Source organism: Desulfosediminicola flagellatus, assembly GCF_005116655.2.
In the GTDB taxonomy this organism is placed as follows: domain Bacteria; phylum Desulfobacterota; class Desulfobulbia; order Desulfobulbales; family Desulfocapsaceae; genus Desulfopila; species Desulfopila flagellata.
The window spans coordinates 6,629,774-6,654,777 of the sequence record NZ_CP050698.1 but is presented as its reverse complement, the minus strand read 5'-3'; the positions used below and the strand labels follow the sequence as shown (position 1 = coordinate 6,654,777).

The window sequence follows — 25,004 nt, the reverse complement described above, 5'->3', positions numbered from 1 at the left end:
CCTACACTTTACTTGATCACATCTGGATAGAAAAGTTGTTTTCCAACCAGACGATAATCACCAATAAGCTTTTGCCCTTTAGGACCGGTGATCCAGTTCACGAATTCCATAGCCATGTCGTACTGTACATGAGCATGCTTGTTCGGGTTTACCGGAATAACGCCGTAAGGATTTGCAAGAGATTCGTCTCCTTCAGAAAGAACTTCAAGTTCAATCGCCGGGGTTTTTCCATATTTATACTTTATGAAAGTTCCCCGGTCAGAAATAGTATACGCCTGCTTCTCATCAGCGAAGGTGATGGTCTTACCCATTCCCTGGCCAATTGAAGCATACCAATCCTTTGAATTTTCAGGGCGCTTGATACTGATATCAGCTTTCTTACCTTTCTTCATGATGGTCAGAGTCTGATCAACCATTGGCACCCCGCAGGTATTCCAAAGATTCTGTTCTTTAGTGTGGGTTCCACTGTCATCACCACGGGAGATAAATTCTGCTTTGGCTGCTGCAATTTTTTTCAGTGCTTCTGCTGCACTTTTCGCCTCTTTTACACCAGCCTTATCAGCTGCTGGTCCAATAAGAACGAAATCGTTGTGCATTACCGGATAGCGCTCTGTTCCGAAGCCATCTTCAACGAATGCAATTTCACGCCCTTTAGCATGAACAAAGATAACGTCAACATTACCGTCCTGACCGTCTCGAATTGCAGCACCGGTGCCTTTAGCAATCACTTTTAATTTGATACCTGTATCTTTTTCCAACTCAGGCACCAGAATATCCAGAAGACCAGAAGACTGGGTACTGGTTGTTGTTGACATTTTCAGTACTTTATCAGCACAAAAACCAGTTGCGGCAAAAACACAGCTTGCAATCACTACTGTTGCAGCTGCAAACATACGAATCATCATTGTATTAATCCTCATCATTAAAATTATCCGGGAACATCATCTTTCCGCACAGGGAGACATCATATCCTTCAAGTTCACCTGCCAGCTGACGAAATTCCTTTTCATGTAGTAAACTTATAAAATTCTGGATTCCTTTTTCAAAAAAACGCTCACGATTAACCAGCAAATCAAAACGCTCCCATCTCAGTGTGAGAAAATCCAGCCCGAGCATTCCGGCAACAGCCCGAATTGCTGGCGCTGCATCCACTCGGCCGGAGAGCACTTCAAGTCCTGCGTCCAGGTGCCTGGAGACCTCGTTTTGGTAGCCGCTTATTTCACTTATCGAGATATCTGAGCGTGCAACTTCATAATCAAAAAGTAATCGGGTTCCTGTCCCCAGGCTTCGATTGGCAATAGTCATATCATCTCGTGCCAAATCAGCAATTGACGTGATTCCTTTTGGATTTCCCGGCGGTAACAATATCCCCTGTTCCCGCTGGCTGAAATTTACAAATACCGGCGCTCTGTCAAGTTCCTGCTCCGCAAAATCAAAATTGTATTCCTGATTGTCATCCTGCAGAAGATGGCAGACCCCAATATGGCACAACCCGCGACGAAGGCTGGTAATCCCCCCCATACTTCCCTGATTAGAGAAAAACACGACTGTGTCTTTTCGCATTGAGTGGAAAAGATTTATCACCTTCTGGAAAAGTGGGTCATCACTCCCGGCAATCAGCAGCATTCCGTCTTCTGAAGAAAGTCCGGAATTCTCACTCCCGTAATTCAAAATATGGGCATCAAGCCATTCTTCCACTAACCTTCTCGGGAATAACCATTTGCCAGTAATCTTGGTGGCAGGCAACCCCTTATCGTTAACCAGAGAATAAATCATTTTCTCATTAACTTTAAGCAGTTGTGCCACTTCACGGGTGGTCAGAAATTTATTTGATGCAACACTGTTCATCAGGTTTTCCTTTACATTTTTACCCATCTCAAAAACAGTCTTCAGTAACCTGACAACTCCATTATTGTCAATATCACCCTTAATATAAAACCGTAACTGACAATAAATGACACATAATGACACCATCCATTTTGTCTGAAATTGGAATTGTATATTTTATTATTAAATTCAGGTTTGTTAGCTTACGACCTTTGTCCATAAAATCACATTTACTGCTTTCATATATAAAAGAATGTACAAACCACAAATCACCATTCCACTACGAAGATAACTATCTCGAATCGATTTTCTCCATTACCTTCACCAAACACTACCTTGATCATCAAACATCTTGACTATCAAACTATTTTGTGTTTTTGTGCTCACCGTTAATATTTACTATGGAGAATATTTATGGAAATGGATTCACTGTTTATTGCAGCCTTGCAATCGAGCTTCCTCCTTGGGCTTATCCACGGAGTCAACCCCTGCGGTCATTCCTGGCTTGTTCTTGCGCCATTTGTTACCGGAGAAAAAAACGGAAGGAAAGTCAGCATATTGACCGCCTCTTTTGTATTAGGCACAGCACTCGCCTGTTTGGCTCTGGGTGCAACGCTTGGCACAATATCCCTGCTGCTGCCGCCAGCCGCCAACTTCTGGGTTGAAGTCGGCACCTCGGTACTGCTAATACTTATTGGTCTAGTTCTTCTTTACGATCCTGAGATCCTTCATAAGCACTCACATGACCATGATCATCATGAGCACGGACACAATCACCATAAATGTGGACACCACCACTGTCACGGGCACGATCACGAGCATGATCATCCAGAAGAGAAACATCAGAAACATCCGGGAAAGAAACACAAATGGCTTGCTCTCAGTCTCTTCGGGATAGGTTTTGTCAACATGATCATTCCCTGCCCAACTGCGGCGGTAATGTATGGATACGCTCTGAACTCCGGCAGCACCTATGCTGCTACCATGGTCTTTGGCAGTTATGCGATTGCAACAGCAATTTCAGTAGGAATGGTTATCTACTGTATCTTCAAGATCACTACAATGGCAGGTAGACTGCAAAAAGACTGGGTAGAACCTCTTATAATGCGCAGTGCCGGTATTATTATTGTAATATTTTCCGGTTACGGCCTGTATAATGCTTTAGCCGCCTAATCCTGGTGTATCATTAGCTTTTCACTTGAAACATAAAAAGCAAATGATACATCCGGCCAAACCAGTAATACCCATTAATCGGTAATTAATTATGTCTCAATCCACTCCAGACGATGTCGCCCACGTTGAAGAACTTTCTCATCAACTTGTCGAGTTTTATGACAAAATCAATTCCTGGGAACATTCTGTGGTTAAAGGGAGTGGATTATCTCCGGCTCAAATGCATACCATTGAAGTAATCGGTCATCACCAGGATATGCGGATGAAAGAACTCGCCGAGCGTCTCGGCGTCACAACAGGCACACTGACTGTTGCTGTTGATAAACTCGAGCGAAAAGGGTTGGTTGAACGTAAGCCGCATCACTCAGACAGACGTTCATGGTTTGTTGCACTCACCGCGAAAGGACAGGCCGCCTTTGCCCAGCACGATCGCTTCCACAACGATTTCACAAAAGATATTTCTGAGGGTCTGACCAACAAAGAAATCACCATGTTCTCTTCCCTTCTGAGTAAACTGCTAAATAGAATGTAAGATCTCCTCCCCCTGAATAATCCCTTTCAAAATAGTGCCTGTGATTATCTCTTTTGCGCATATTTCTTTCTGATTGTTTCGTATAATTCGATGGTTCTCTAATAAACTCGCTCTTTCCCAATTGACAAGACGCGAAAAAAACATGTATGTTTCTGGGCACTACTGCGACCTTCAACCATTGCCTTCTTCAGGCAGAACCGACCTCTTTATACGTTCTCGGGACGATTGATTTTCGCAATCGCATCAGGGAACACCTGAGACTTTGAGGACTTCATTTTCGCCAGCAGAGAGTTATGGAGCACGAGATACACACGAGGCATTACTCAATACAGGACACCTACTCCAGAGAATTTCGCAATCAGATAATAATCAATGAAATCCTGCGGATATCACTCTCACCGTATCTTTTCCAGGAACTTCTTGAGCGTATTCTCATTTATCTTACTTCGCAAAAATCCCTTGCCCTTGCACCAAAGGCGGCCATTTTTTTAGTTAACCAGGAATCTCAACTCCTCACCCTGAAGGCCAGTCACGGACTCACACCACAACAGGTATCACGCTGTGACAATATTGCTTTCGGCCAATGCCATTGCGGGCGTGCTGCGCTCAACGGTGCGATTCATTTTTTCACATCTATTGCACCACTCTCTGCTGAGTCGGCTGAAGATCCTATTGATCGTGCTCACTACTGTGTTCCGATCATCAAGGATGAACAATCAATTGGTGTACTTTCCCTGTATGTCAAAAACGAGCATGAACTGTCACTTGAAACCGAGCAGCTTCTTGAGTCGATTGCAAATGTCCTGGCAACTGTAATTGAAAGCCAGAAGATGGATCAGCAGCTTGCCGAACTTGTAGATGATCTGCGCGTATCTATCATCAGCCTGCGCGAAGAGAAGATGTTTTCTGAATCAGTCATTCAAAGCCTCAATCACGGCCTGGTTGTCACTGATCTCGGAGGAAACATACTTAAAAGTAACAGCGCTGCACGACAGATCCTTCAACCCTTTGTCAAAAGCATTGACGGCAAGAATCTCAATACCCTTATAGGTACGGCTCGTGCGAAAAAGCTCATGACGATATCCGGAGATGGTTCAGATGGTCAAGAGCTGGAAGAAATTATCCTCGCCACCGATGATGGTGACGAGAAAATCTTCAGCTACTCCACCACTGCACGTCGTGACTCCCGCAATAATCAGGTCGGCGTAATAGTATCTCTCTCAGATATCACTGAGCTCCGGTATGTACGCAAAGAGATGGAGAAGATGAACAGACTCTCCACTGTTGCTGAAATTGCCTCAGCTGTTGCCCATGAAGTCCGCAATCCGCTGGCCGGGATCAAAATCATGGCCCAGTCAATAGAGGAAGATGCAATTGAAAATAGTTCTCAGCTCGAATGTTCAAAACGGATCATCCGCCAGGTGGACAGGCTCAATGAGCTCCTAACCGAATTTTTTTCGTACGCCCGGCCTGTTGACCCCAATAAACGCCCGACATCTCTCAACACTATTATTACAGAGATACGGCCACTTATCAGCAACAGACTGATGAACAATTCCATCCAGCTTATTGTACGTTTTGCTGAAAATCTACCGGATATCATGGCAGATCCGAACCAGATGCAACAAGTCTTTCTCAACCTGATGCTCAACGCCACCGATGCTATTCGCCAGGACGGAACCATTGAAATCAGCGGTAGATATCTTACCGGCAATGCGCTTGGAGCATTCAAAAGAAAGTACCCCGGGAAGTTGTCAGGCAAACGCTACGTTCTGGTAACATTCTCAGATAACGGCATGGGAATGTCTCCTGAGATAGCAGAAAAATCATTTGAACCTTTTTTTACCACCAAAAACTCAGGCACCGGTCTCGGCCTTTCTATTGTATACCGGACACTTCAGGAAAACGACGCAGCCATCACTCTTCAGTCCCTGGAAGGAAAAGGTACCACCTTTAATATGTTCTTTCGAGTTGGAGAATAATGGGCGCCGTACTGATCGTTGACGATGAGCAGGATATCCAGTTTTCACTTGCCAATGCTGTAAAACGGCAGGGGTATCAGGTCTGTACCGCTGCCAGTGGAAGGGAAGCGCTAGAGATTATGCGCTCGGCCATCATCGAACTGATTTTTCTCGATATAGGCCTCCCTGACGGCAATGGCATCACTCTTATAGCACAATTTAAAGAAATCTCTGCAGATGTCGAAATAGTGATGCTCTCCGGTCTCAATGATGCCAAAACTGCGGTGCAATCTCTTCGTGAAGGTGCCGTGGATTATATAGTTAAACCTTTTGATCTCATCGAATTCAAATCGGTATTGAACAGATTGATGCAATCCCGCCTGCTCGAAAAACAGGCACTCCTTTCCACCGTCAACCACAGCATAGATACACTCATCGGTTCATGTAGTCCTATGCTTCAGGTGAAAGACACCATCAAAACTGCCGCCGATGTCGAATCGCCGGTGCTCATCACTGGCGAAACCGGAACAGGCAAGGAACTTGTTGCCCGTGCCATTCATGACACCTGCTCAAAAAAGCATGGTGTCTTTGTGAAAATTGATTGCGGGACACTGTCTGAAAGTCTTATTGAGTCAGAGCTCTTTGGCCATACAAAAGGCGCATTTACCGATGCTGCCACTGAAAAAAAAGGGCTTGTCGAAGTTGCTGATGGCGGCACACTCTTCCTCGACGAGATAGGCAATCTCCCCATCTCTCTTCAACCAAAACTCTTGCGTCTTATTGAAGAGTCGATTTTCAGAAAAGTAGGTGACATAAAAGACATTCATGTCAATGTTCGTATAATTGCAGCAACAAACGCAGATATTGAACGTGAAATTGACAAAGGACGATTCCGCGAAGACCTCTATTACCGGCTTAATGTTATCCCTATTGAACTGCCTCCTCTTCGGGATCGCGGCCAGGACATCCTGGTACTCGCCAACTCATTTCTACGCAGCCTTAGCAGGGACCAGAAAAAAGAGATCAAAGGAATTACTCCTTCATCAAGCGATGCCATGCTCGCTTATGACTGGCCGGGTAATATTCGAGAACTACGTAACCTTATTGAACGTGAGGTCATTTTCTGCAAAAGTGACCGGCTTGCACCAACGGGTCTTCGTCCGTCCGCTTCACTCAAGCCCAAACAGCCGGAGACTCTAGTAACCTTGCGTGAAAATGAGCGCAATTATGTTCGCACAGTGTTGAATTATACCAACAACAACAAGTCGAAAGCTGCGCGAATCCTTGATATTTCAAGAACAACCCTGCGTGACAAGATAAACTGACATTTCTTTTCACCAGACCAGCAGCCCCAACTGATCAGAATCTGACCAGTTGGACAAAATCTGACCGCATCCTGCTCAATTTTTTTTCTCTGCCCACCCAACAAACACTCTTTTGTCTATCATTTCTGCTTGTTATAGCATATACTCTCTGCGATCATCAAACTGGCACCTACTTTGCAAATGCACATTATTGATAGGATAATTGTATTTTGAAGTCAATAAAACGATGTGTGACTCTAAAAAGCCATGCAAAATTGTTCATAAGAGAGGTGCCAATGTGAAGAAAGTGCTGGTGGTTGACGATGAAGCTGACATGCTATGGATGCTTCAGAGAAATCTGAATAAGGGCATGGACGATGTAGAAATCCTTGCTACTGAGTCAGGTGAAGGGGCGCTGTCAATCCTGAGTGATCAGACAATTGATCTGGTTATTACAGATATTAACATGCCCGGCATGAACGGTCTGGATCTGCTGGTGGAGATCAGTAACAGCTACCCGCAGACCGGCGTTATCATAATGACCGCCTACCCTTCAAACTCCTACGAGAATCAGGCAATGATGAGCGGCTCTTTACGGTTTGTCGAAAAGCCCTTTGATATAAAGGACATGAGGCAGATAGTTAAGGATATCCTCTCTTCAGAGGAAGGCTTTGAGGGAACTGTCGACGGCGTTGACCTGATGGATATCGTTCAATTCAACGGACTTTCCAGGTCTACCGCTGCGCTGAAGGTAAAAGCAGAAAATAGAGAAGGTATGATCTTCTTTAAAAATGGCGAAGTTGTCCACGCAATGTGTGAGTCAGAAAGCGGGGAGAGTGCCTTTTTTAAGATTTTGACTTTCCCGGGCGGCTCACTGCAAAACATTCGCGGTGTCGAACCACCTGTTGTGAGCATAAAAAAAGGGTTGGAATCTCTCCTTATTGAGGCGGCAAACCGATCAGACGAAATAGCACCTGAAAAGGCCGCACAAGCTGCTGTAAAAAGCGAAATAAAGGATCTCGACTACGATTTTTTTGAAAAGGACGCAACAGGCGAACAACAGGAAATAGACTCCGAAGAATCAGAGATACCTGCAGAAAGTAGTAATCCTGATGAAGAAATCAAACCAGCCGCAGATTTCGTATTTGACGCCGATGTTGAACCGGACAGTGAAATTGTGCCCGTTTCAGAAACTGAACCCGTCTCAAACATAACACCCGAATTAGAGATCGCATCAGATACAGTCAACACACCTGCTGCATCAGATGACGAACCAAAAATATTAGAAGAGGAACTTAAAATGACGAATATTCAAGCAATACTTGCAGAGTTTACGAACATTGATGGAGTACACACTGCCTGTCTGGTTGGACGTGATGGCTTTTTACTCGATAGTCTTGCCCGCCCGGGCATCGATGCCGAAATGATCGGTGCCATTGCATCTTCCGGCTTTGGTTCTGCAGAATCTATGGGTAATCAGCTGGGCCAGGGCAACCTGAACATGACCATGATCGAGTACGAAAACGGACCAGTTATGTTCGCACCAGTCGGAGTTGAGGCGTTTCTGGTAATCGTTGCAGATCAGGACACCAATCTTGGCTGGATCCGAATCGCTATCAAGAAGAATTCTAAAAGAATTGCCGAAGCTGCAGAGCTTTAGGCAAAAAGCCGGGATCTCCTCCCCCCCCTTGGAGGTTCCGGCACCTTTCCAGTTCATCACCCCTCATCCACATTTTCAAGACAACTTACGTGGAAGCTCCCCCTCCGGGCCAATAGAGTTTTCAGCAGTTGAAGCGTTACAAACCACTTGCGATAGTTTACTACAGTGGCGTTGCGTGTGGCCTCGACCTGCAAAAAAACAGTATTACGTAGCAATCCTGGCTAGATACTGTAATGCTTCTCGAGAAATCCACTAAAACTTGCAAACTGCTCTTCATATTTCTTAATAAGCAGACGCGCTTTTCCAAGCCATGTTCCCTTGGAAGTCATCAGGAATATAAAAAACGGCTGATCAGGCTGGTGGCGGATGATAAAGTGATACTGGCTGGTTGTTACCAGGATATCATCAATTTCCTCATCATCAGCGAGTAGCCCTATTGCTTTTGCATTGGATTTGACAATCGACGCCAGATAGGCTGCTGCTGCTGCAGTTTCAATCCCCTCGCGACTGCTCGCTTCAGCGATAGACATACCGTCTTCAATTGTTACAACTGCGACAGCCAGGACTCCTGGAAGCTCGCCAGCCATTCTCTCGATGAGATTTTGTATTTTATTGATCATGATTTTTCCTGTATTACCAGAATCGTAAAATGCACAACCTATCCGTGCGTAACCATGCTCACTATACCATTGTATGGGTTCGAAGTGAACAGCTGTTTTCCCTCATTGGTGCTGCAGCCATATGATATTTCATGACATGCTTGACAACAGCCATTACTCTTCACGCTCTTTATCTTCACCCATCCATAAATCGTATTGTTCAGCATACCCTCTGCAATTGACAGTCGCAGCCCTAAAAAGTATACCAGCCGACGTCTTGCGCACCACCATATCATCCTTATATTTCTTGAGATTCAAAAATATTACCTGCATACATAAAAGCAAACCATGATGTGCTATGGTCTGGCTTCTCTGTGCGAAATCCGATAATCTACTCAATATATCCTTTTATGAGAACAGTAGTTCAACGAACAATAGATGCGAGTGTAACAATCGACAATCAGGTAGTTGGTGCCATCGGCCAGGGAATAGTGGTCTTACTTGGCATCCACGCAGAAGACGGCCCTGCAGAAATCACCTGGATGGCAGACAAGGTCATAAACCTTCGGATTTTTGAAGATGATCAAGGCAAAATGAACCGATCACTCAAAGACATCTGCGGGGAAATGCTTATTATTTCTCAATTCACGCTGTACGGAGATTGTCGAAAAGGCAGACGGCCCGGTTATTCTTCCGCAGCTCCGCCCGCAATTGCTGAACCACTTTATCACCAGTTCGTTGAAGAAGTACAATCACGAGGGATTACTGTTGCAACCGGCACATTCCAGGCCTCAATGCAGGTCAAGCTTGTAAATGACGGGCCCGTAACCCTGATGCTCGATTCGCATAAGAATTTTTAAATTTTGTAACACTTTCACAATAATACCAATACGAATAGTACGAAAAATACTTAACGGAACTCAACAAGGACATGCTTATGAACTTTAAGACAGGGAATACTTATTCCGGCTTCATCCTCCAGAAATGTGCAAAAATTGAGGAAATCAACTCTGAGGTGTATCTTTTTGAGCATGAAGTACTCGGTTGCCCCCTGCTGGCAATAAAAAACGATGATACCAATAAAACGTTTTCCGTTGCTTTTAATACAATTCCAACCGACTCAACCGGTGTTGCCCACATACTTGAGCATTCGGTATTAATGGGCTCTAAAAAATACCCTGTAAAAGATGTCTTTGGTGAGATTAATAAAGGTGGCCTGATGACATTTCTAAATGCCATGACCGGCTCAGATGTCACCTACTATCCGTTCGCAACACGTAATCTCAAAGAATATTTCAGCATCATGGATGTATATTGTGATGTTGTGTTCAATCCACTTCTTGAGCGTTCCACCTTTGAGCAGGAAGGCTGGCACTACCATCAGGAAGATAACGATGCCCCACTTGAGTTCCAGGGAGTCGTCTACAATGAGATGAAAGGGGCTTTTTCTGACCCAATCCGGCTGATTTTCCATCACATTTTCGGTGGACTGATGCCTGAGTCGACCTATGCCCATGAGTCTGGCGGCGACCCGAAAAACATTCCTGATCTCTCATATGAGCAATTCTGTGACTTCCATAAAGACCATTATCACCCCTCAAACGGTATTTTTTTCCTGTATGGGGATGCTCCGTTAGATGAGGAACTTCAGTACCTCCAGAAAAACTTCCTCTCGGTATATCCTGAAAAAGGCACACGATCCACCATTGAAGAAGGACGAGAGGCCACAAGTCCCGTTGTCATCACAGACACCTACGCTGTCGATTCACTGGAAGTTAAAGAAAAGACATTTCTCGCTGTAGGCACCCATGTGTCAACTGTCCTTGATCGTGAACAGAATGCAGCCTTCCAGGTTATTGCCAACATTCTCTTTAATTCAGACGGTTCTCCACTTAAAAACGCTATCGTTTCCAGCGGCATGTGCAAGGATTTCGGAGGTTTTTACCTTTCATCCTCATCATTTAAGACCTTCATGATCAGTTATCTTGTGGGGAGTGAGCCTGAACACCGCGACGATTTCACCACGCTCTATAATCTCACATTAAAAGATATGGTCGAGAAAGGGCTGGATCATGATCTGGTACTTTCTGAACTCAATAAATTTGAGTTTAATCAGCGTGAAGAAATCAGCAAGGCGCAACGCGGACTCGATCTTATCGGTAAAGCAATGGTAGCGCTTAAATACGGTACTGACCCGTTCGAGAATCTTGTCAGTGAAGAACTGATTATATCTCTTCGCAAAAAAGCGCTTGAGGAAAAATACTTCGAAAAACTGATTAAAGAATACCTGCTGGACAATGAGGCAACCGTAACAGTGACCCTGGTGCCAGACCCGGACAAACAGGCCCTAACCCGCATAGCTGAGGAAGAACGTCTCGAAGAATATGCCGAAAAACTCACTAAACAGCAAAAACTCGACCTGATCAGCCACACCCAGGAGCTCATGAAGTCTCAACTGCAGCCTAATGATGTGGAAACACTTTCGCTGCTTCCCCAGCTCGGCAAGGATGATCTTTCAAGTGATATCAAATTTCACACAGTAACACCCAGTGAATTGTTTAATCATCAGCAGGTGCTGGTCAGCGAACTCGCAACCAATCATATCTCTTACCTCGATATAGGTTTTGATGTCAGTTCATTGGCTACTGACCTTTTACCGTGGCTCGATCTCTTTGGAACCATCATCACTGAATTAGGGACAAAACGCCTCGACTACCGTCAGTTTGCCAAAGAAATTGCCACCTGCACAGGTAACTTCTCCCACTCGCTGACCACGTACTCCAAAAAAACGAATTCAGAAACCATCAAACCGGTCTTCTGGCTCCACATGAAATGTTTACCGGATTATCTTGAAAGAGCACTTAATCTGGTTGCAGAAATCTTCACCGACCTCTCTCTGAAAGATCGCGCCCGCATCCGGGAAATTGTCGGCAGAGAATTTGCCTGGGCAGAGCATTCTGCACAGAGTGAAGGCTACTCACTCGCTTCAGCACGGGTTTTTGCCCAGCTCAGTAAAGCCGGCCATTACAACGAACTGTTCAGCGGCCTTACCTCATACATGGCCCTTAAAAATCTGGTACTGAATTACGACAATCAGGAAGAGCAATTTCATGCAACATTACAGAATATAGCCTCGTCTCTGTTTAACCGTAATAATCTTATCCTGGCAGTCACCGCAGATAGCCAGGAGCTGGCTCATCTGTCAAAGATCGGCCACTGCCTGACAGATGCACTTGCAGACAAACCTGTGACGCCTGTTGAACTACCACCTCTTGATATTCCAAGACATGAAGCATTCATCACTTCGGCCGAAGTTGTTTACAATATTCAGGGAGCAAATCTGTTACCTGGAGGTGCCGGATATAACGGCCATTTTGAGGTACTTAAAACCTATCTTTCACGGGATTTTCTCTGGAACACTGTTCGCCAGATGGGCGGAGCCTACGGCTGCTTTATTCAGTTCAGTCAGATAACAGGTAATCTGGCATTTATAAGCTACCGGGATCCGCAGGTACGAAAAACCTATGATGCCTATAATGAAGTTGCAGGCGTTGTGGAAAATCTTGAGATCCCCGAGAAAGTCCTCCAGCAATTGGTTATCGGCACCTACGGCAACTTTGATCCGCACCAAAGCGCAGCTGGCAAGGGAGCAACTGCCAGAAACGAGTTTTTAAGCGGTATCGACGCAGCCCAGAAACATGCCCGTATTGAGGAAATTCTTTCAACCGGTGTTGAAGATCTCCGCAACTTTGCTCCGGCATTTAAACGCATGGCTCCTGAAGGTTGTAGAGCCACTATCGGTAATCGGAAAAAAATTGAAGCGGATAAGGATCTTTTTGATAAATTGACTGAAATCTAGCAGACTCCCCCCCGAATCTGATTTTCAATGTGGTTCGGGGGGATTCATCTTTTTAGCGGTAGTAGGATGTACCTTTTCGATATAACCCTCGTAAAGCCATTCTCTTAAGGGTTCCGAAAATACTTATGAGCATAGTGGAAGGATTGTTTTTCAGCCACGCCTGCAAGAGATGAAAATTTTTAAACTCGGTGGTCGGTGCTCCAGTAAGTTTCATACCTACGATTCGACCGAAAGCCATTGTGCGGCGCAACACCAGCCCCTGTGCCTCGATAATATCATCAGGCTCTATGGTAAGAAGATTCAGATATCCCGCATCTTCGGCTTTCTTAAGTATCTCACGACCATGAGCTGTTCTCACAATCACATGGGATAAACCCGGGTTCTCACCCGTTCCTGTGTACCGGTTCCAGGCATCACCCGAAACGATATCAGAAAGCTGGCCCATCCCGTCAGGGCATATATGACATCTAAAGGGACGTCTTCTGGAAAGCTTTTTCCAGGTATCTATATATGTATTGGTTATAGGCTCACTTTCAGGACCTCTATTCACCCTGAACTTCCCCGGCCACCCCTGCCCGCGAAAATGCACCGAGGATATATCCTGAGTATCAGCTCCAAGTGTGTTGGCGAGCTCCATCACTGCGTCGGAGCATGGTGTTCCAGCACAAAAAAAAGACATGGCAAGTCCAACCTTTCTGTCCAGCTCAGGTCGTACCCTGCGAGCCTTTGTTAGCGCAGCAACGTCACATGGCTTTCCGATAAACACACATGGCTTATCATTATTTTCAATGCGATCCAGCCACTCACACGGAGAAGATGTACAATAGCGTGAACCTGCTCGTGCTATCAGCTCTTCCCGGCTCCTGCTGATTACAGTTCTGTTTTTCCAGGGTTCATCAGGATTCATAGCCGTGTGAAGCACAAAATCCATCCCTTCCTGCTCGAGACAATAGGCAGCAAGCGATGTCAACACCCCGCCCGATGAACCGGTATAGCGAATGTATGGGTCAGCAGAATGGCCTTCATAGAGAGCGTGGTATGTTCCAACAAGCAGATTTTCAATGGCTGTTTCGAGCTCAGTGTCCCGAACTTCACTGGCATCAATGGAGTACCCCGGGCAAATCGAAAGACAGTCACTGCAGTGTTTACAATAATCGCCGGTAAACTTCGGGCGAATTCCTACACTGCCAATGTCTTCTAATGTAGTGCCATGGTTATGCGTGCACATTGCAACACATGCACCACAGCCAACACAAAGATTCCAGTCTACTACATCTTGAATTGTGTGGATCTTACGACTCATCAGTCAATCCCGATAGAGAAAAGATTCTCCTGCAAACACATCAATGCCACAGACCAGAGACATCCTCAACATGTCAGGTTTCATATTTGAGAGAACATGTCACAATTGAGGAGTTTTTCACAAAATATGCATTCTCCTACTCAAGATCCCATACCAAGAAACACTTTCTTCAACCATCCTGCTTCTATAACAATCGTATGATCTTCTAATTTTTGGTAGATTTTCTTAGAATAGACCAGGAATCTTCAATGCTATGCGAACGAATCCTGTAAAACAATTCGCGACAGTCAGTTATTGAAAGCTGCCTGACAATTTTTGTGGTTTCCAAGTCATTTCTAGTGTGTGGATATCCTATATCAGATGGACGTATCTCATCTTTTCGAACAAGCTTTGAATAGATCAGCGCCTGAGCACAAAGGAGATCCTGACGGTCCTGACGCTGTTTTTTGCCAAATATATATGAAAGTGTCAGTTCATCTCCCGGGCTAAACATGTTTCCAGTTACGCCGAGATAACGCATGGCCTCACGCTCAATAAAAGCGACATGCAATGAACAGTTATCAGGAATAATCTCTTTGAGGTATTTATACAGGGCTAAATGAATAGAACCCGATTCTATATAGATATGATTGCCACACTGCAACCGGTTCACAATCTCACGGGCTCTCAGTGAATCCCGTAGTAAAAAACGCGCTGCATCTGCTATAGCGAACTCCTGCATTTTTTTGAGAATGGTACAAAAGTCATCGCCTTTCACAACCTTGTAATAATCTATCAGCAGCCCGGTAACTTCTTTTTCACTACAATACACAAGGTACTGCTCTGACGATCTGTCCAGATCTGCTGGAGAATTTCCATCTGCAAAAAATTCCTGGATAGCAACCAGATGCTCAAGGTACGGTTCAACTTGTTCGATTTGTTTTCCTGCCTGACTGAGCAACTGTAACAATCGATATTGTTTTAAGGCAAAAACCGGATAACCAAGATCGAGTTCCATCATGTGAACTTCAGGATCAATACGTCCCGCAAGCATCCCCTGAAATTCAGGATGAGTCGGTTCTTCTAAAAATATGCAGTCATGAGTCTGCATGATTCGGGCAGTAAGGCCCAGTGTTTCCGGGCGATGTGTGGAATAACAGATGGTTAGTGCGGTCATGCCAATAGTATATGTACGAATTCTTTAGTTTCTACTATTTTGGTATCGCCCTACACTCTTTTCCAGCTGTCTTTTATTACCAGCTATCCCTGCTCACAACAAACCTGACCAGATATTGGTGTTCTATAATGCTTTTTTCTCAACCATAGGCTATAACTTCGAATGATGATGATACATCACGCCGTGAGGCTTCACCTGGCCGGATTCACGCAGGTAAATCATCTATCGCGCCAGGAAGTCCTCTATAAACTTTGATGTACTGTATAACTTCAACAGGAGATAAACATGAAAGTAAAAATCACGAGTCAATGCATGGGCGATCGACACTGTAACAAACTGTGTCCAGACGTATTCGAGTATGATGAAGACCAGCTCCTATCAATCGTTAAGTTTGATGAAATCCCTGAAAAATATGAAGATATCGTACGAAAGGCTGCCAGCGAGTGCGGCGCAGATGCAATCGAAATAATCGAATAACCCTGAGTCGTATCATGGGAAAATTCAAAGAAAGCAACACCGCAAAGAATCTGCTGATTTCTTTTTCTGCAGAGGCACAGGCTCGAACTCGATATAATTTTTTTGCACGTCGGGCCGAAGATGACGGCTATATCCAGATCGCCAGACTTTTTGATGAGACAGCCGATCAGGAATATGAACATGCCCTGAGGTTTTTCAAATTCTTCAATGGCGGAGAGCTTGAAACAACGTGGCCATTTCCGACTGGCGTTATCGAAGACACGCGTTCAAACCTGATATCTTCGGCCGAGCTTGAACTCTATGTTCATGATGTTATGTACAAAGGTTTTGCCAAAGTGGCCAACGAAGAAGGGTTTGCCCGCGCCGCCGACACCTTTGATGCTATCAGTGTGGCAGAGCAACATCATGAGGAGCTTTTCAGGGAACTGGCGGCCAATATCGATAACAACAGGGTATTTTTTCGGAATAATGAGCAGAAGTGGAAGTGCCTCGGATGTGGTTACATCCACTATGGTACCGAAGCACCGGATAAATGTCCGGCGTGTGTCCGCCCACAAGGCTATTTTGAGTTATCCGTAAAAAGCTGGTAGGTGCACAAGCAGCAGCAAGAATTGTCTTCCGCGCCTGCCGGGATTGCACATCGACTGACTCCCGGGTAGCTTTGGGCAGCCCGCTCTATACTCAGATGATTCCAGCTTTCCGGGGTCATCTGGGTAACCTTAGTCCGGATTTCTCCTCAATACATTCTGATTTCAAACGTTCCTGCTCGTTCTCACCCCGCAGAACATCTAAAAACATTGCAGACAGTTACTATCCGACACCACTACACAGGTTGCATTATGAGTATAACAGCTGTTGAAAAGTATCTTGCCAGCCTTAAAGGGGCAGAGAGCAGTTATCCGTTTGGCCCCGAGGCTATGGTATTCAAAGTGATGGGTAAAATGTTTGCTCTTCTGGCAGAACATGAGAATGTGCCCCGGGTTACGCTTAAGTGCATACCTGAAGATGGTGCTATGCTCGTCAGTCAATTCGAATCCGTTATACCCGGTTACCATATGAGCAAAAAACATTGGATTACCATATCACTCACGGGTGAATTACCGTTGGAAATGCTTTGTGATCTTGTCGACGACTCATACACGTTGGTGGTTAATAAACTCACAAAGAAAGATAAATCCCATCTTGAGACACTGTAAGCACAATACACACAACGCATATCTTCGATATAACATAACAATAATACAACACCTGATAGTTTTCAAAGGACGTTATGGCACAAATACTCGTTACAAATGACGACGGTATTGATTCACCAGGCCTAAGAGCCGCCGTAGAAGCCGTATTACCACTTGGAGAGGTAATAATTCTTGCCCCGAGTGTTCAGCAGACCGGTACAGGCCGAGGCCTGTTCGGCAAGAAACATCTGGCGCTTGAAGCACGAGACTACAGTGTCAACGGAACAAAGATCGAAGCCTATCATTGCGATTGTTCACCTGCATTTATCGTGCGTCATGGTTTCAGGACAATACTCAGCAACAAACAACCTGATTTGCTGATTTCCGGAATTAATTATGGGGAAAATATGGGCACCAATATCACGAGCAGCGGGACAGTTGGGGCTGCTCTGGAAGGAGCGAGTTTCGGGGTGCCAGGAATTGCGATATCAATGCAGACAGACGTCTCTTCGCACCATAATTACACTGACCAGGATTGGTCGGCATCCTCATATTTTCTCAACCTATTCGCCCAATCTCTATTGCGTTCAAAAATGCCCGATGATGTCGATCTTCTCAAAATTGATGTACCCGACAGCGCATCACCCTCAACCCCGTGGAAGCTGACAACTCTTGCCAGAAGCCATTATTATTCGAAAATCATTGAGAATGGATCAATCAACAGCAGATTAGGTGACGGCAGGGTGAATATACAATTCGATAAGGACAATATCAATTCTGAGTCGGATATTTACGCACTCGCTATAGATAAGGTGGTATCAGTCACCCCTATCAGCCTTGATATGACTTCACGGGTTGAGCAACAAACACTCATCTCCATGTTAACTCCTTAACACGATAGACACCTGCCAGGAGGCTGCCCGAGAAGAGCGATGCAGATCAGAGAAATCGAACATACAGATTATGAAAATCTTTCAGCACTGGCAATTCAGGTGTGGCTGAACACCTATGCAAAAACTGGAATTCGAGACAAAATTTCCCACTATGTGCTTAGAGAGTTTTCCCCTCAACAGTTCATGAAATTTCATAAAAGCCATGATTATGCACTCTATCTTGCATTTCAGGCCCATCACCTCGTCGGGTTTATAACTATCAACCTGGTATCAAAATTTGAGAATTCCGAGAGATATGGAAATGAGATAAAAACCCTGTATGTTCATCATCTTTTCCAGAAACAGGGTATTGGTAAATTGCTGGTCAATGCTGCTCAAAAAGCATGTGGAGATACGCTATGGTTAACAACCTGGGTTCATAATGAATCAGCCATCAGCTTTTACAAACATATCGGGTTTGAACACGTTGGATTGGCAGACTTTAATTTATCAGGAGAAAGCCATACCAATTATGTCTTTTCCAATAACTCAACTGTTCAACAACTTTCGACATAAATAAGTTCAATCTATTCAGATAAAAAGGCCAACACAGCTGCAGTTGTTTATGAATGTGCGTTTCGTCTCAACAAACAGGTCCAAAAGGTATTGTTATGTTTTGGCAGGGATCACCTAAAAAACTGTACTTCCATGTTATTTCACTACATCTCTATTACTTCAATTTGAGGGGTGAAGATGGACAATCCGAAAATGTAGTGCGTATACAATGTATTGTTGCAAGTGCGAGTGCCTTGATATAGCAGCGAAAGCCGCAGACACCCCTGATACGAAAAGGGCCATCAACTCAACAATCAGCTTTCCCCCCAAAAAAAACACCAATGATCAGCGTACCTCCTGATCATTGGTGTATAAAAGTAAACATTGCTCTTTCCAGCAGCTTATCACGATGCAACTATATAATTGAAAATCAGAAATTCAGGCAAAAAAAAAGGGGCTAATTCTTGCCGCCGCCAGAGTCATTGCCTGTGGTAGATCCGCCGCCAGAACTACTAGCGGCCCCTCCCCCCACCAGCAGCACTACCTCCTCCACCGCTACCACTTCCCGAACCTCCGCCTCCGCTGCTTCCAGAACCGCCGCCAGAACCACCAGAACCACCTGATCCACCTGAGCCGCCTGAGCCGCCTGAGCCGCCTGAGCCGCCTGAACCACCACTTCCACCAGAGCTTCCACCGCTTCCGCTTCCACTCTGATTACCCGAACCACTTCCGCCGGACCTGCTACTACCATTACTATTATCCTGTCCGTCGGAAAAAGAACCGTAACTATTGTTGGTTCGTGTCTGTTCTTTTACGCGACTCATAACCTGTTCTACTGTTTGCTCCTGCCTAATAGCTTGCAGGCATAGCATCACCTGTTCATTTGCAGTTCTTCTATTACGGTTAGCTTTGAGATCATTCGCTATTGCATTTAACTCTTCAACCGAGGCACCTTTCTTTAATATTCCACTCACAACATCCGCAGTCAAAGAAGGTGTAACACCAACCCGGACAAGGTCTCTTGCCAATTCAAGAGATCCGGTATTAAGTTGACGACGTGTTGTTACCCGAACTGTTTTACTATGCCGCGCCCTCAGGGAAGTAACTATTTTATCGAGATCCTGCTCTTTCATTCCTGCCGCATCAATATCAGCAATTAAGCCTGATACGGCTTCTCTGGTCTGATCGTCAGCCAGGTGCTTAGCGTGCCTGTGAGCTTCCCGATATCTATGCTGCACGCGCTCCATGGCCTGCAGAATCTGATCAGGATTAACCTGTTTAACTAGACCTTCACGTACTTTCAGCATGAGCGGTTCTGCAGGCAGACCTTCATCTATACTGGCTTTGATACGGTTCTGGACCTGAATGATCTGGCGTTCCTGATATCGCGCCTGGACCATACTTTTTGTCATGAGCATCGGTTGCGTCTGATCCCCGGTTTGAGCCATCAGCGTTATTGTGCTTTGTTTAAGCTCGTTTGACCAGTTTTCCGGCAGTTGATCTGCCAGAACCGATCCGGCAGTAACCATCACTAACAGGATTCCAGTCAATATCGTTTTTTTGCAAGTCATAGCTATCCTCAATGATTTTAGGAGAGTCGTTACACATATAACGAACAAGCAACCTGCAGGTTACAAAGAAATAGTATATACACAATTAAATCGCCCAAAATCATCCTGTTCTTTGAATGCACAATCAGGCAAGACCACCTTGCCATCAACAACATAAAAGTATTTAAACTCTTTAGAATCAGGAACATGCACAACCCAATTCCCCCAGATAGTTTTCTCTGCCCGCCGGGGAGAAAACCCTGTGTCTGAAGAATAAAAATCAACACAATCAGCAAATGGTCGAAACAGTTTCAAGCTCACATCGTTTGTTGCGGTGGATTTCACTGTGTGCATTGAGCAGCCACTTATATACACAGAAAAAATCAATGCTATAGACATCAATATCCTCATATTGCAGTCCCTATACTGATAACGGTGTTTTCGCCTCCAAAATCGTCATATTCCCTATCCAGAATTGTCGGATCTGCAATTTTCTTTCCCTCTTCAGTGAGATAGCTGTACCGATACTCTCCCGGCGAAAGATTTACATTTGTCGTCCAGTAGCCTGAGTCATCCACCTTCTGCATCGGGATCGGTTCCCAGTTTGAAAAATTGCCTACAAGCGAGGTCGAATCCGCATCAGGAAGATAGAGAACGAATCTGTGCTGAATGTTTGAATATTCAGCTGGCATGATCACCTGATCGCGGCTATTGGATGTGAATATTGCAGCAATAATTAGCATTGCGAGAGTAAAACCTGCACAAGCAGGATGATAGGCGAAAAAAAACAGTCTAAACCGTTGTCCAAGTGTTACCTTCGATGGCTCAGGGTATTCTGCAACCATACAGCTTCGTAAAAGTTTCTCCTGCTGTATCAGCTCAATAGTCTCTTTGTGGAATTCATCATGGCGGACAGATTCTACAAATTGCTCCTTTTCATCAAGGTTAAGCCCGTTATCCAAAAACTGACTAATCAGGTATTCTTTCATCGTTCCACCTCTTTCAAAATATCTCGTAATTTCAATCTCGATCTATGCACTCGTACTTTCACATTCGCCTCTGAAAGTTTCGTCACCTTACTTATTTCTGCATAAGAGAGATTACTTGTTACTACCAGCGAAAGAATATCTGCATCTTCTTTATCGAGCTGCTGGATAGCATCAAGCACTCTTCGTGCTTCTTCCCGAATGAGGTATTGCTGCTCTTGACCGTTAGAGCTGCTATGCTTTTCATCTTTAAATTCCGTCTCCGGTCTCTGCCTCCTAAACTGATCGATCAACAGGTTTCTGCTGATTGTAAACAACAAGGCAGTGCTTCGTTCCCTGGTTTTATACATCTCCAGATACTTAACGAAGCTCTCCTGCATAATATCAGCAGAAAGTTGATAGTTACCCGTCTTTCTAAGCAGATACCCAAACAGCCTATCTTTATGGGTAGAATAAAACTCTGTGAACTTTTTCACTTAAACACCGGCCTGAAAACTCACACCTGCACCGACCTCCTGGGAATGTCTCGTGATCTCATCATCAGATATCCTCTCGTTTCCTTTTGAGAAATCGAAAAAGAGCATCATACTTTGTAACCTTTTTATCTGCCGAACGTTTACTAATGCATAGACAGCGTATTAATAACATGCTGATCTTAGAAGCTTTTCAATCGGGGTAATATACAAATTACACATCCTGTTGATATCCTGACCTCAACCCTACCCGATTAGCTTCTTGCCGAGTCGCCTCTCCTCCCCCCCCTTGAGCGACTCGGCTTCTTTTTTTCAGAGGGAAGATCGCAAACACTAATAGGTTGCACTTTACAGGTATAACGACTGGTCAGGAAAATAGTTACAACTGACAGAGAAAATAGTGGTGATGAAAGCATATAATTATATGTGAACAACCGCGACTCATGATAAGTGATGAATTCGATTTCATATACCAAAAGCCTATCACATTTATCTGCTTAACAACAATTTCAAAGCGTACCGTGAAGACCTACCTGACCCAGTATTGCAACGCACCGGAAGCAGCTTTCTCAATCATTTTCAGGTTTGCAGGATTATTAAACAGCTTTTCGCATAGTTCACACTTTCTATAGGTTATGATCTCCCGCGATTTGAGCCCTGCATACGAAGCAATAGTGGTAATACCCATGCTGCGAATGCAGTTATAGAGTGGGCAATTTTCACTTTTTGCAAAAAGATCTTCGATGGATGAATTTGCCAGATTTCCCAACTCAAAAAAACTGGTCGCAGTGAAGTGACTCCCAGCATCACAACATGCATACATAGTGAGATCTGGTGCCAGATAAGGATTCATCGCGCAACGGTTTTCCTGAAAGTCGGTGAAAATTGATTTTCTGCCAAACCCTTCCGCCCGCCCCGAATAGATGACAGGTTCCGGGAAGAATTTCAGTCTATTATCACGTAGAAACTGTTCATACGAATCATCTTCCTTGCTGAAATCTGTGACAAAAGAGACAAAACAGTCAATTCCGGACTTAGCTGCCGCACAAGCAGCATTAAGAACATTCTGAGCAGGTACATGCTCCTGATGCCATCGGCTATAACTCAGTCGTAACTGGCAGAGTCCACTTTCATTTAATTGTTGAGCATGATCAAGAGCAATTTCAGGCGTTTTGGCCCAGAAGCTGTTGGTGACCACTCTGGTGTAGATATTCTTTTCACTGCACACATCTATGAGTTCCAGAATATCGTCAAAATAGATTAGCGGTTCACCGGCGGTAAAGCTTATTCCACCAACACCTGCGGCCGCCATCTCCCTGATGATTTTTTTTGCCTGGCTCAGTTCCATTTTGGTGCTGGCAGGTTTCTCTCCTGCAGCCACACAATGTGCACACCGTATATTACAGCGGGTCGAATACCCGAACGCTATTTTTCGCATACAATCCGTCTTACTCTCTGAACTAATTTTATATTTTTCGTAACTATTCAGTCAAGACCTCATACGTACCCTTTTCTGTAGGCCGTAACTGTTTAGCAGTGCTCCAGATGGCCTCAAGCGGGACGATTGGCTATAGTATGCCTATGCGAAGCGTCCCGATCGGGGGCAGGTGGGGTGCTGCTGATTAGTTACTATTTTTCGTTCTATTGTATTCACATTGCTCATCACTCCCCAACAAACAGCATCAGCATGATTTCATAACATAAAATCATTAACCCAAAATGACAGGGTGTTTTTGAATCACAAGTATAAACCAACCTTCATTTTAATCACTTTTTCAGTATCTACAGCGCTACAAGCCACTTGCGCCAATTTACTACAATGGTGTGGCTTGTGCCGCAACCTGCAAAAACCTGTATTGATGAATAAACCGGGTTAGATCTCTTGGGATTACAGAATCGATCAATTTCAATATGTATTCTGACAAAGAGCACTTCGTTGTTTTTGATTAACTTTATACCATCTTGGAATACGCCGAAACACGGTTATCACAGCCCCCGCATTCTTTTTTTTCATCATTTACCCACACCCCGCCAAATCCTTCATAAATTCACAACTGACCAGTTATTACCTATTAATATTAAACAAAAGTGGGCGACACGTTTACACAGGTCTTTTTTTAGCTTGCATCTTTTCGCGTGTTTTTCTAGTCTCTTGATGTTTATACAATCTTACAAGCTACACTTTATACACAATCAAAATGGTTTACTGACGAGTTACGCTCTTTAGTAACCACCTTTTTTTCGAGTAATACAATCCTTTGTAGCTCAATTTTTCTCATGAGGACGGTCCAATGAAAAAGTTCGTATCTGCTGTACTTACTGCAGGTCTGCTGATGTCCGGGCATGCGCTTGCTGCTGATCCTGTCAAAATCGGAATGGTTACAACACTTTCCACCAAAGCAGGATACCTTGGTGAAGATATTCGTGACGGTTTCCAGCTGGCGATAAACCAGGAAGACGGAAAACTCGGGGGGATTCCCGTAGAGCTGCTGGTTGAAGATGACACACGTAAACCTGAAAAAGGTAAGCAGATCGCAGAACGCTTCATTAAAAAAGATGGCGTCAAAATCATGACCGGTATCGTCTTCTCAAATGTTGCTATGGCTGTTGTACCAAAAGTTGTTCGCGATGACGTCGTATATCTCAGCACCAACGCAGCACCATCCAAACTTGCAGGTAAAAACTGCAGCCCAAACTACTTCAGTGTTTCCTACCAGAACGACAATCTTGATGAAGTGGTCGGCCAATATGTTACAGAAGCCGGGCATTCCAATGTCTATCTGCTCGCTCCTAATTACCCTGCAGGAAAAGACCATCTCGCCGGATTTAAGCGCTACTATAAGGGAAAAATTGCCGGAGAAGTCTACACCAAGCTTGGCCAATCCGACTATGCAGCAGAGATTGCATCCTTGCGTGCAGCAAAGCCTGATGCGGTATTTTTCTTTCTGCCGGGCGGTATGGGAATTAATTTCCTCAAACAGTATTCACAGTCAGGCCTGCAGGAATCCATTCCAGTCTATGGACCTGCATTTTCATTTGATGAACGTATCCTGAAGGCTGTTGGCCCTGCTGCTCTTGGTGTGCTCAACGGTTCCCAGTGGACCCACGACATTGATAACCCTGCAAACAAGCAATTCGTTGCTGCGTATCAGGCTGCATATGATCGTATGCCAACACTCTATGCAGCTCAGGGTTACGACACTGCCCGCCTTATAGCCAGTGCCCTTCTTGCTGTAAAAGGTGACCTCTCTGACCTCGATGCATTTAAGGCTGCAGTGAAAAAGGCAGATTTTGATTCAGTCAGAGGAAACTTTTCTTTTGGCAACAATCAGCATCCCATCCAGGATCTGTATATCCGTGAGGTGATTCAAACTGAGTCCGGTTACACCAACAAGACTGTCAAAAAGGTCTTTTCTAATCATGGAGATGCATACTCAGCCGAGTGCTCAATGTAACTCACTGATGATATAATATATACGTCGCGTCAACGTATACATGACGTGACACAAGCTTTATGGAGCCTCATCTGAGGCTCCTTTTTC

General features: G+C 44.7%; 24 protein-coding genes. 13 read left to right on the top strand and 11 right to left on the bottom strand.

All coding sequences use genetic code 11. From position 1 onward, the window contains the following. Positions 1-8: 8 nt before the first annotated feature. Positions 9-905, bottom strand: coding sequence for an ABC transporter substrate-binding protein (locus tag FCL46_RS27515; RefSeq protein WP_136808156.1), 897 nt, complete (start codon positions 903-905; stop codon positions 9-11). Between the two features lie 4 nt (positions 906-909). Further along, positions 910-1,848 carry a helix-turn-helix transcriptional regulator gene (locus tag FCL46_RS27510; protein ID WP_136808157.1) on the bottom strand — a complete coding sequence of 313 codons (939 nt, stop codon included), beginning with the start codon at positions 1,846-1,848 and terminating at the stop codon, positions 910-912. Positions 1,849-2,241: 393 nt separating this feature from the next. Between FCL46_RS27510 and FCL46_RS27505 the strand changes: the two genes are divergently transcribed. The 5 genes from FCL46_RS27505 to FCL46_RS27485 all read left to right on the top strand — a co-directional run bounded on the left by FCL46_RS27505 (position 2,242) and on the right by FCL46_RS27485 (position 8,457). Further along, entirely contained in the window at positions 2,242-3,000 is a 759-nt protein-coding gene (locus FCL46_RS27505) for an urease accessory protein UreH domain-containing protein (protein ID WP_136808158.1), read from the top strand. 91 nt (positions 3,001-3,091) lie between these two features. Continuing rightward, entirely contained in the window at positions 3,092-3,532 is a 441-nt protein-coding gene (locus FCL46_RS27500) for a MarR family winged helix-turn-helix transcriptional regulator (protein ID WP_136808159.1), read from the top strand. A 293-nt stretch (positions 3,533-3,825) separates the two neighbouring features. Beyond that, positions 3,826-5,514 carry an ATP-binding protein gene (locus tag FCL46_RS27495; RefSeq protein WP_136808160.1) on the top strand — a complete coding sequence of 563 codons (1,689 nt, stop codon included), beginning with the start codon at positions 3,826-3,828 and terminating at the stop codon, positions 5,512-5,514. Then, entirely contained in the window at positions 5,514-6,818 is a 1,305-nt protein-coding gene (locus FCL46_RS27490; protein WP_136808161.1) for a sigma-54-dependent transcriptional regulator, read from the top strand. Before FCL46_RS27495 ends, FCL46_RS27490 begins: the two co-directional genes overlap by 1 nt. 277 nt (positions 6,819-7,095) lie before the next feature. After that, positions 7,096-8,457, top strand: coding sequence for a response regulator (locus tag FCL46_RS27485; RefSeq protein ID WP_167505911.1), 1,362 nt, complete (start codon positions 7,096-7,098; stop codon positions 8,455-8,457). Between the two features lie 221 nt (positions 8,458-8,678). On the opposite strand, the gene FCL46_RS27480 is transcribed toward FCL46_RS27485, so the two are convergent. Both FCL46_RS27480 and FCL46_RS27475 read right to left on the bottom strand, forming a co-directional pair. Beyond that, the gene (locus FCL46_RS27480; protein ID WP_136808163.1) at positions 8,679-9,077 is read right to left on the bottom strand and encodes a roadblock/LC7 domain-containing protein; all 399 of its coding nucleotides are present in this window, start codon (positions 9,075-9,077) and stop codon (positions 8,679-8,681) included. A gap of 153 nt (positions 9,078-9,230) precedes the next feature. Continuing rightward, a complete protein-coding gene (locus FCL46_RS27475) occupies positions 9,231-9,374 on the bottom strand; it encodes a hypothetical protein (RefSeq protein WP_153307126.1) in 144 nt (47 codons plus the stop codon). 92 nt (positions 9,375-9,466) lie between these two features. Between FCL46_RS27475 and dtd the strand changes: the two genes are divergently transcribed. Both dtd and FCL46_RS27465 read left to right on the top strand, forming a co-directional pair. After that, on the top strand, positions 9,467-9,916 hold the full coding sequence (gene dtd, locus FCL46_RS27470; RefSeq protein WP_136808164.1) for a D-aminoacyl-tRNA deacylase: 450 nt from the start codon (positions 9,467-9,469) through the stop codon (positions 9,914-9,916). A gap of 77 nt (positions 9,917-9,993) precedes the next feature. Continuing rightward, the gene (locus tag FCL46_RS27465; RefSeq protein ID WP_136808165.1) at positions 9,994-12,915 is read left to right on the top strand and encodes an insulinase family protein; all 2,922 of its coding nucleotides are present in this window, start codon (positions 9,994-9,996) and stop codon (positions 12,913-12,915) included. Positions 12,916-12,967: 52 nt separating this feature from the next. Here the strand turns inward: FCL46_RS27465 and FCL46_RS27460 are convergent, their stop codons facing one another. Together FCL46_RS27460 and FCL46_RS27455 are read right to left on the bottom strand one after the other, a co-directional pair. Next, positions 12,968-14,218, bottom strand: a complete 1,251-nt coding sequence (locus tag FCL46_RS27460; RefSeq protein ID WP_136808166.1) for a Coenzyme F420 hydrogenase/dehydrogenase, beta subunit C-terminal domain — start codon at positions 14,216-14,218, stop codon at positions 12,968-12,970. A 205-nt stretch (positions 14,219-14,423) separates the two neighbouring features. After that, positions 14,424-15,374 carry a hypothetical protein gene (locus tag FCL46_RS27455; protein WP_136808167.1) on the bottom strand — a complete coding sequence of 317 codons (951 nt, stop codon included), beginning with the start codon at positions 15,372-15,374 and terminating at the stop codon, positions 14,424-14,426. A 285-nt stretch (positions 15,375-15,659) separates the two neighbouring features. On the opposite strand from FCL46_RS27455, the gene FCL46_RS27450 reads away from it, so the two are divergent. The 5 genes from FCL46_RS27450 (at position 15,660) to FCL46_RS27430 (ending at position 18,474) form a co-directional block, all read left to right on the top strand. Next, positions 15,660-15,851, top strand: coding sequence for a ferredoxin (locus tag FCL46_RS27450; RefSeq protein WP_136808168.1), 192 nt, complete (start codon positions 15,660-15,662; stop codon positions 15,849-15,851). Positions 15,852-15,865: 14 nt separating this feature from the next. Further along, a complete protein-coding gene (gene rbr, locus FCL46_RS27445) occupies positions 15,866-16,441 on the top strand; it encodes a rubrerythrin (RefSeq protein ID WP_136808169.1) in 576 nt (191 codons plus the stop codon). 249 nt (positions 16,442-16,690) lie between these two features. Next, the gene (locus FCL46_RS27440; protein ID WP_136808170.1) at positions 16,691-17,047 is read left to right on the top strand and encodes an MmcQ/YjbR family DNA-binding protein; all 357 of its coding nucleotides are present in this window, start codon (positions 16,691-16,693) and stop codon (positions 17,045-17,047) included. 74 nt (positions 17,048-17,121) lie between these two features. After that, positions 17,122-17,919, top strand: a complete 798-nt coding sequence (surE, locus tag FCL46_RS27435) for a 5'/3'-nucleotidase SurE (RefSeq protein ID WP_136808171.1) — start codon at positions 17,122-17,124, stop codon at positions 17,917-17,919. 39 nt (positions 17,920-17,958) lie between these two features. After that, complete coding sequence (locus FCL46_RS27430) at positions 17,959-18,474, top strand: GNAT family N-acetyltransferase (RefSeq protein ID WP_136808172.1); 516 nt, start codon at positions 17,959-17,961, stop codon at positions 18,472-18,474. Positions 18,475-18,965: 491 nt separating this feature from the next. On the opposite strand, the gene FCL46_RS27425 is transcribed toward FCL46_RS27430, so the two are convergent. The 5 genes from FCL46_RS27425 to FCL46_RS27405 all read right to left on the bottom strand — a co-directional run bounded on the left by FCL46_RS27425 (position 18,966) and on the right by FCL46_RS27405 (position 22,900). Continuing rightward, a complete protein-coding gene (locus tag FCL46_RS27425; RefSeq protein ID WP_176371631.1) occupies positions 18,966-20,024 on the bottom strand; it encodes a hypothetical protein in 1,059 nt (352 codons plus the stop codon). A gap of 60 nt (positions 20,025-20,084) precedes the next feature. Continuing rightward, positions 20,085-20,402: a hypothetical protein gene (locus tag FCL46_RS27420; protein ID WP_136808173.1), complete on the bottom strand. Its 318-nt coding sequence runs from the start codon at positions 20,400-20,402 to the stop codon at positions 20,085-20,087. A gap of 8 nt (positions 20,403-20,410) precedes the next feature. Then, positions 20,411-20,992 carry an early set domain-containing protein gene (locus tag FCL46_RS27415; protein ID WP_136808174.1) on the bottom strand — a complete coding sequence of 194 codons (582 nt, stop codon included), beginning with the start codon at positions 20,990-20,992 and terminating at the stop codon, positions 20,411-20,413. Further along, positions 20,989-21,465: an RNA polymerase sigma factor gene (locus FCL46_RS27410; RefSeq protein WP_136808175.1), complete on the bottom strand. Its 477-nt coding sequence runs from the start codon at positions 21,463-21,465 to the stop codon at positions 20,989-20,991. The genes FCL46_RS27415 and FCL46_RS27410 overlap by 4 nt, the downstream gene beginning before the upstream one ends. A gap of 526 nt (positions 21,466-21,991) precedes the next feature. After that, positions 21,992-22,900, bottom strand: a complete 909-nt coding sequence (locus tag FCL46_RS27405) for a radical SAM protein (RefSeq protein ID WP_136808176.1) — start codon at positions 22,898-22,900, stop codon at positions 21,992-21,994. Positions 22,901-23,753: 853 nt separating this feature from the next. Between FCL46_RS27405 and FCL46_RS27400 the strand changes: the two genes are divergently transcribed. Further along, positions 23,754-24,917: an ABC transporter substrate-binding protein gene (locus tag FCL46_RS27400; RefSeq protein WP_136808177.1), complete on the top strand. Its 1,164-nt coding sequence runs from the start codon at positions 23,754-23,756 to the stop codon at positions 24,915-24,917. Positions 24,918-25,004 lie beyond the last annotated feature (87 nt).

What these genes read in the sequence shown, in the direction of transcription:
- FCL46_RS27405 (WP_136808176.1), bottom strand. Translation starts at nt 22,900, where the DNA reads ATGCGAAAAATAGCGTTCGGGTATTCGACCCGCTGTAATATACGGTGT.
- FCL46_RS27465 (WP_136808165.1), top strand. Translation starts at nt 9,994, where the DNA reads ATGAACTTTAAGACAGGGAATACTTATTCCGGCTTCATCCTCCAGAAA.
- FCL46_RS27480 (WP_136808163.1), bottom strand. Translation starts at nt 9,077, where the DNA reads ATGATCAATAAAATACAAAATCTCATCGAGAGAATGGCTGGCGAGCTT.
- FCL46_RS27460 (WP_136808166.1), bottom strand. Translation starts at nt 14,218, where the DNA reads ATGAGTCGTAAGATCCACACAATTCAAGATGTAGTAGACTGGAATCTT.
- FCL46_RS27455 (WP_136808167.1), bottom strand. Translation starts at nt 15,374, where the DNA reads ATGACCGCACTAACCATCTGTTATTCCACACATCGCCCGGAAACACTG.
- dtd (WP_136808164.1), top strand. Translation starts at nt 9,467, where the DNA reads ATGAGAACAGTAGTTCAACGAACAATAGATGCGAGTGTAACAATCGAC.
- FCL46_RS27495 (WP_136808160.1), top strand. Translation starts at nt 3,826, where the DNA reads ATGGAGCACGAGATACACACGAGGCATTACTCAATACAGGACACCTAC.
- FCL46_RS27510 (WP_136808157.1), bottom strand. Translation starts at nt 1,848, where the DNA reads ATGAACAGTGTTGCATCAAATAAATTTCTGACCACCCGTGAAGTGGCA.
- FCL46_RS27500 (WP_136808159.1), top strand. Translation starts at nt 3,092, where the DNA reads ATGTCTCAATCCACTCCAGACGATGTCGCCCACGTTGAAGAACTTTCT.
- FCL46_RS27400 (WP_136808177.1), top strand. Translation starts at nt 23,754, where the DNA reads ATGAAAAAGTTCGTATCTGCTGTACTTACTGCAGGTCTGCTGATGTCC.
- surE (WP_136808171.1), top strand. Translation starts at nt 17,122, where the DNA reads ATGGCACAAATACTCGTTACAAATGACGACGGTATTGATTCACCAGGC.
- FCL46_RS27515 (WP_136808156.1), bottom strand. Translation starts at nt 905, where the DNA reads ATGATGATTCGTATGTTTGCAGCTGCAACAGTAGTGATTGCAAGCTGT.
- FCL46_RS27430 (WP_136808172.1), top strand. Translation starts at nt 17,959, where the DNA reads ATGCAGATCAGAGAAATCGAACATACAGATTATGAAAATCTTTCAGCA.
- FCL46_RS27425 (WP_176371631.1), bottom strand. Translation starts at nt 20,024, where the DNA reads ATGACTTGCAAAAAAACGATATTGACTGGAATCCTGTTAGTGATGGTT.
- rbr (WP_136808169.1), top strand. Translation starts at nt 15,866, where the DNA reads ATGGGAAAATTCAAAGAAAGCAACACCGCAAAGAATCTGCTGATTTCT.
- FCL46_RS27415 (WP_136808174.1), bottom strand. Translation starts at nt 20,992, where the DNA reads ATGAAAGAATACCTGATTAGTCAGTTTTTGGATAACGGGCTTAACCTT.
- FCL46_RS27440 (WP_136808170.1), top strand. Translation starts at nt 16,691, where the DNA reads ATGAGTATAACAGCTGTTGAAAAGTATCTTGCCAGCCTTAAAGGGGCA.
- FCL46_RS27420 (WP_136808173.1), bottom strand. Translation starts at nt 20,402, where the DNA reads ATGTCTATAGCATTGATTTTTTCTGTGTATATAAGTGGCTGCTCAATG.
- FCL46_RS27505 (WP_136808158.1), top strand. Translation starts at nt 2,242, where the DNA reads ATGGAAATGGATTCACTGTTTATTGCAGCCTTGCAATCGAGCTTCCTC.
- FCL46_RS27450 (WP_136808168.1), top strand. Translation starts at nt 15,660, where the DNA reads ATGAAAGTAAAAATCACGAGTCAATGCATGGGCGATCGACACTGTAAC.
- FCL46_RS27490 (WP_136808161.1), top strand. Translation starts at nt 5,514, where the DNA reads ATGGGCGCCGTACTGATCGTTGACGATGAGCAGGATATCCAGTTTTCA.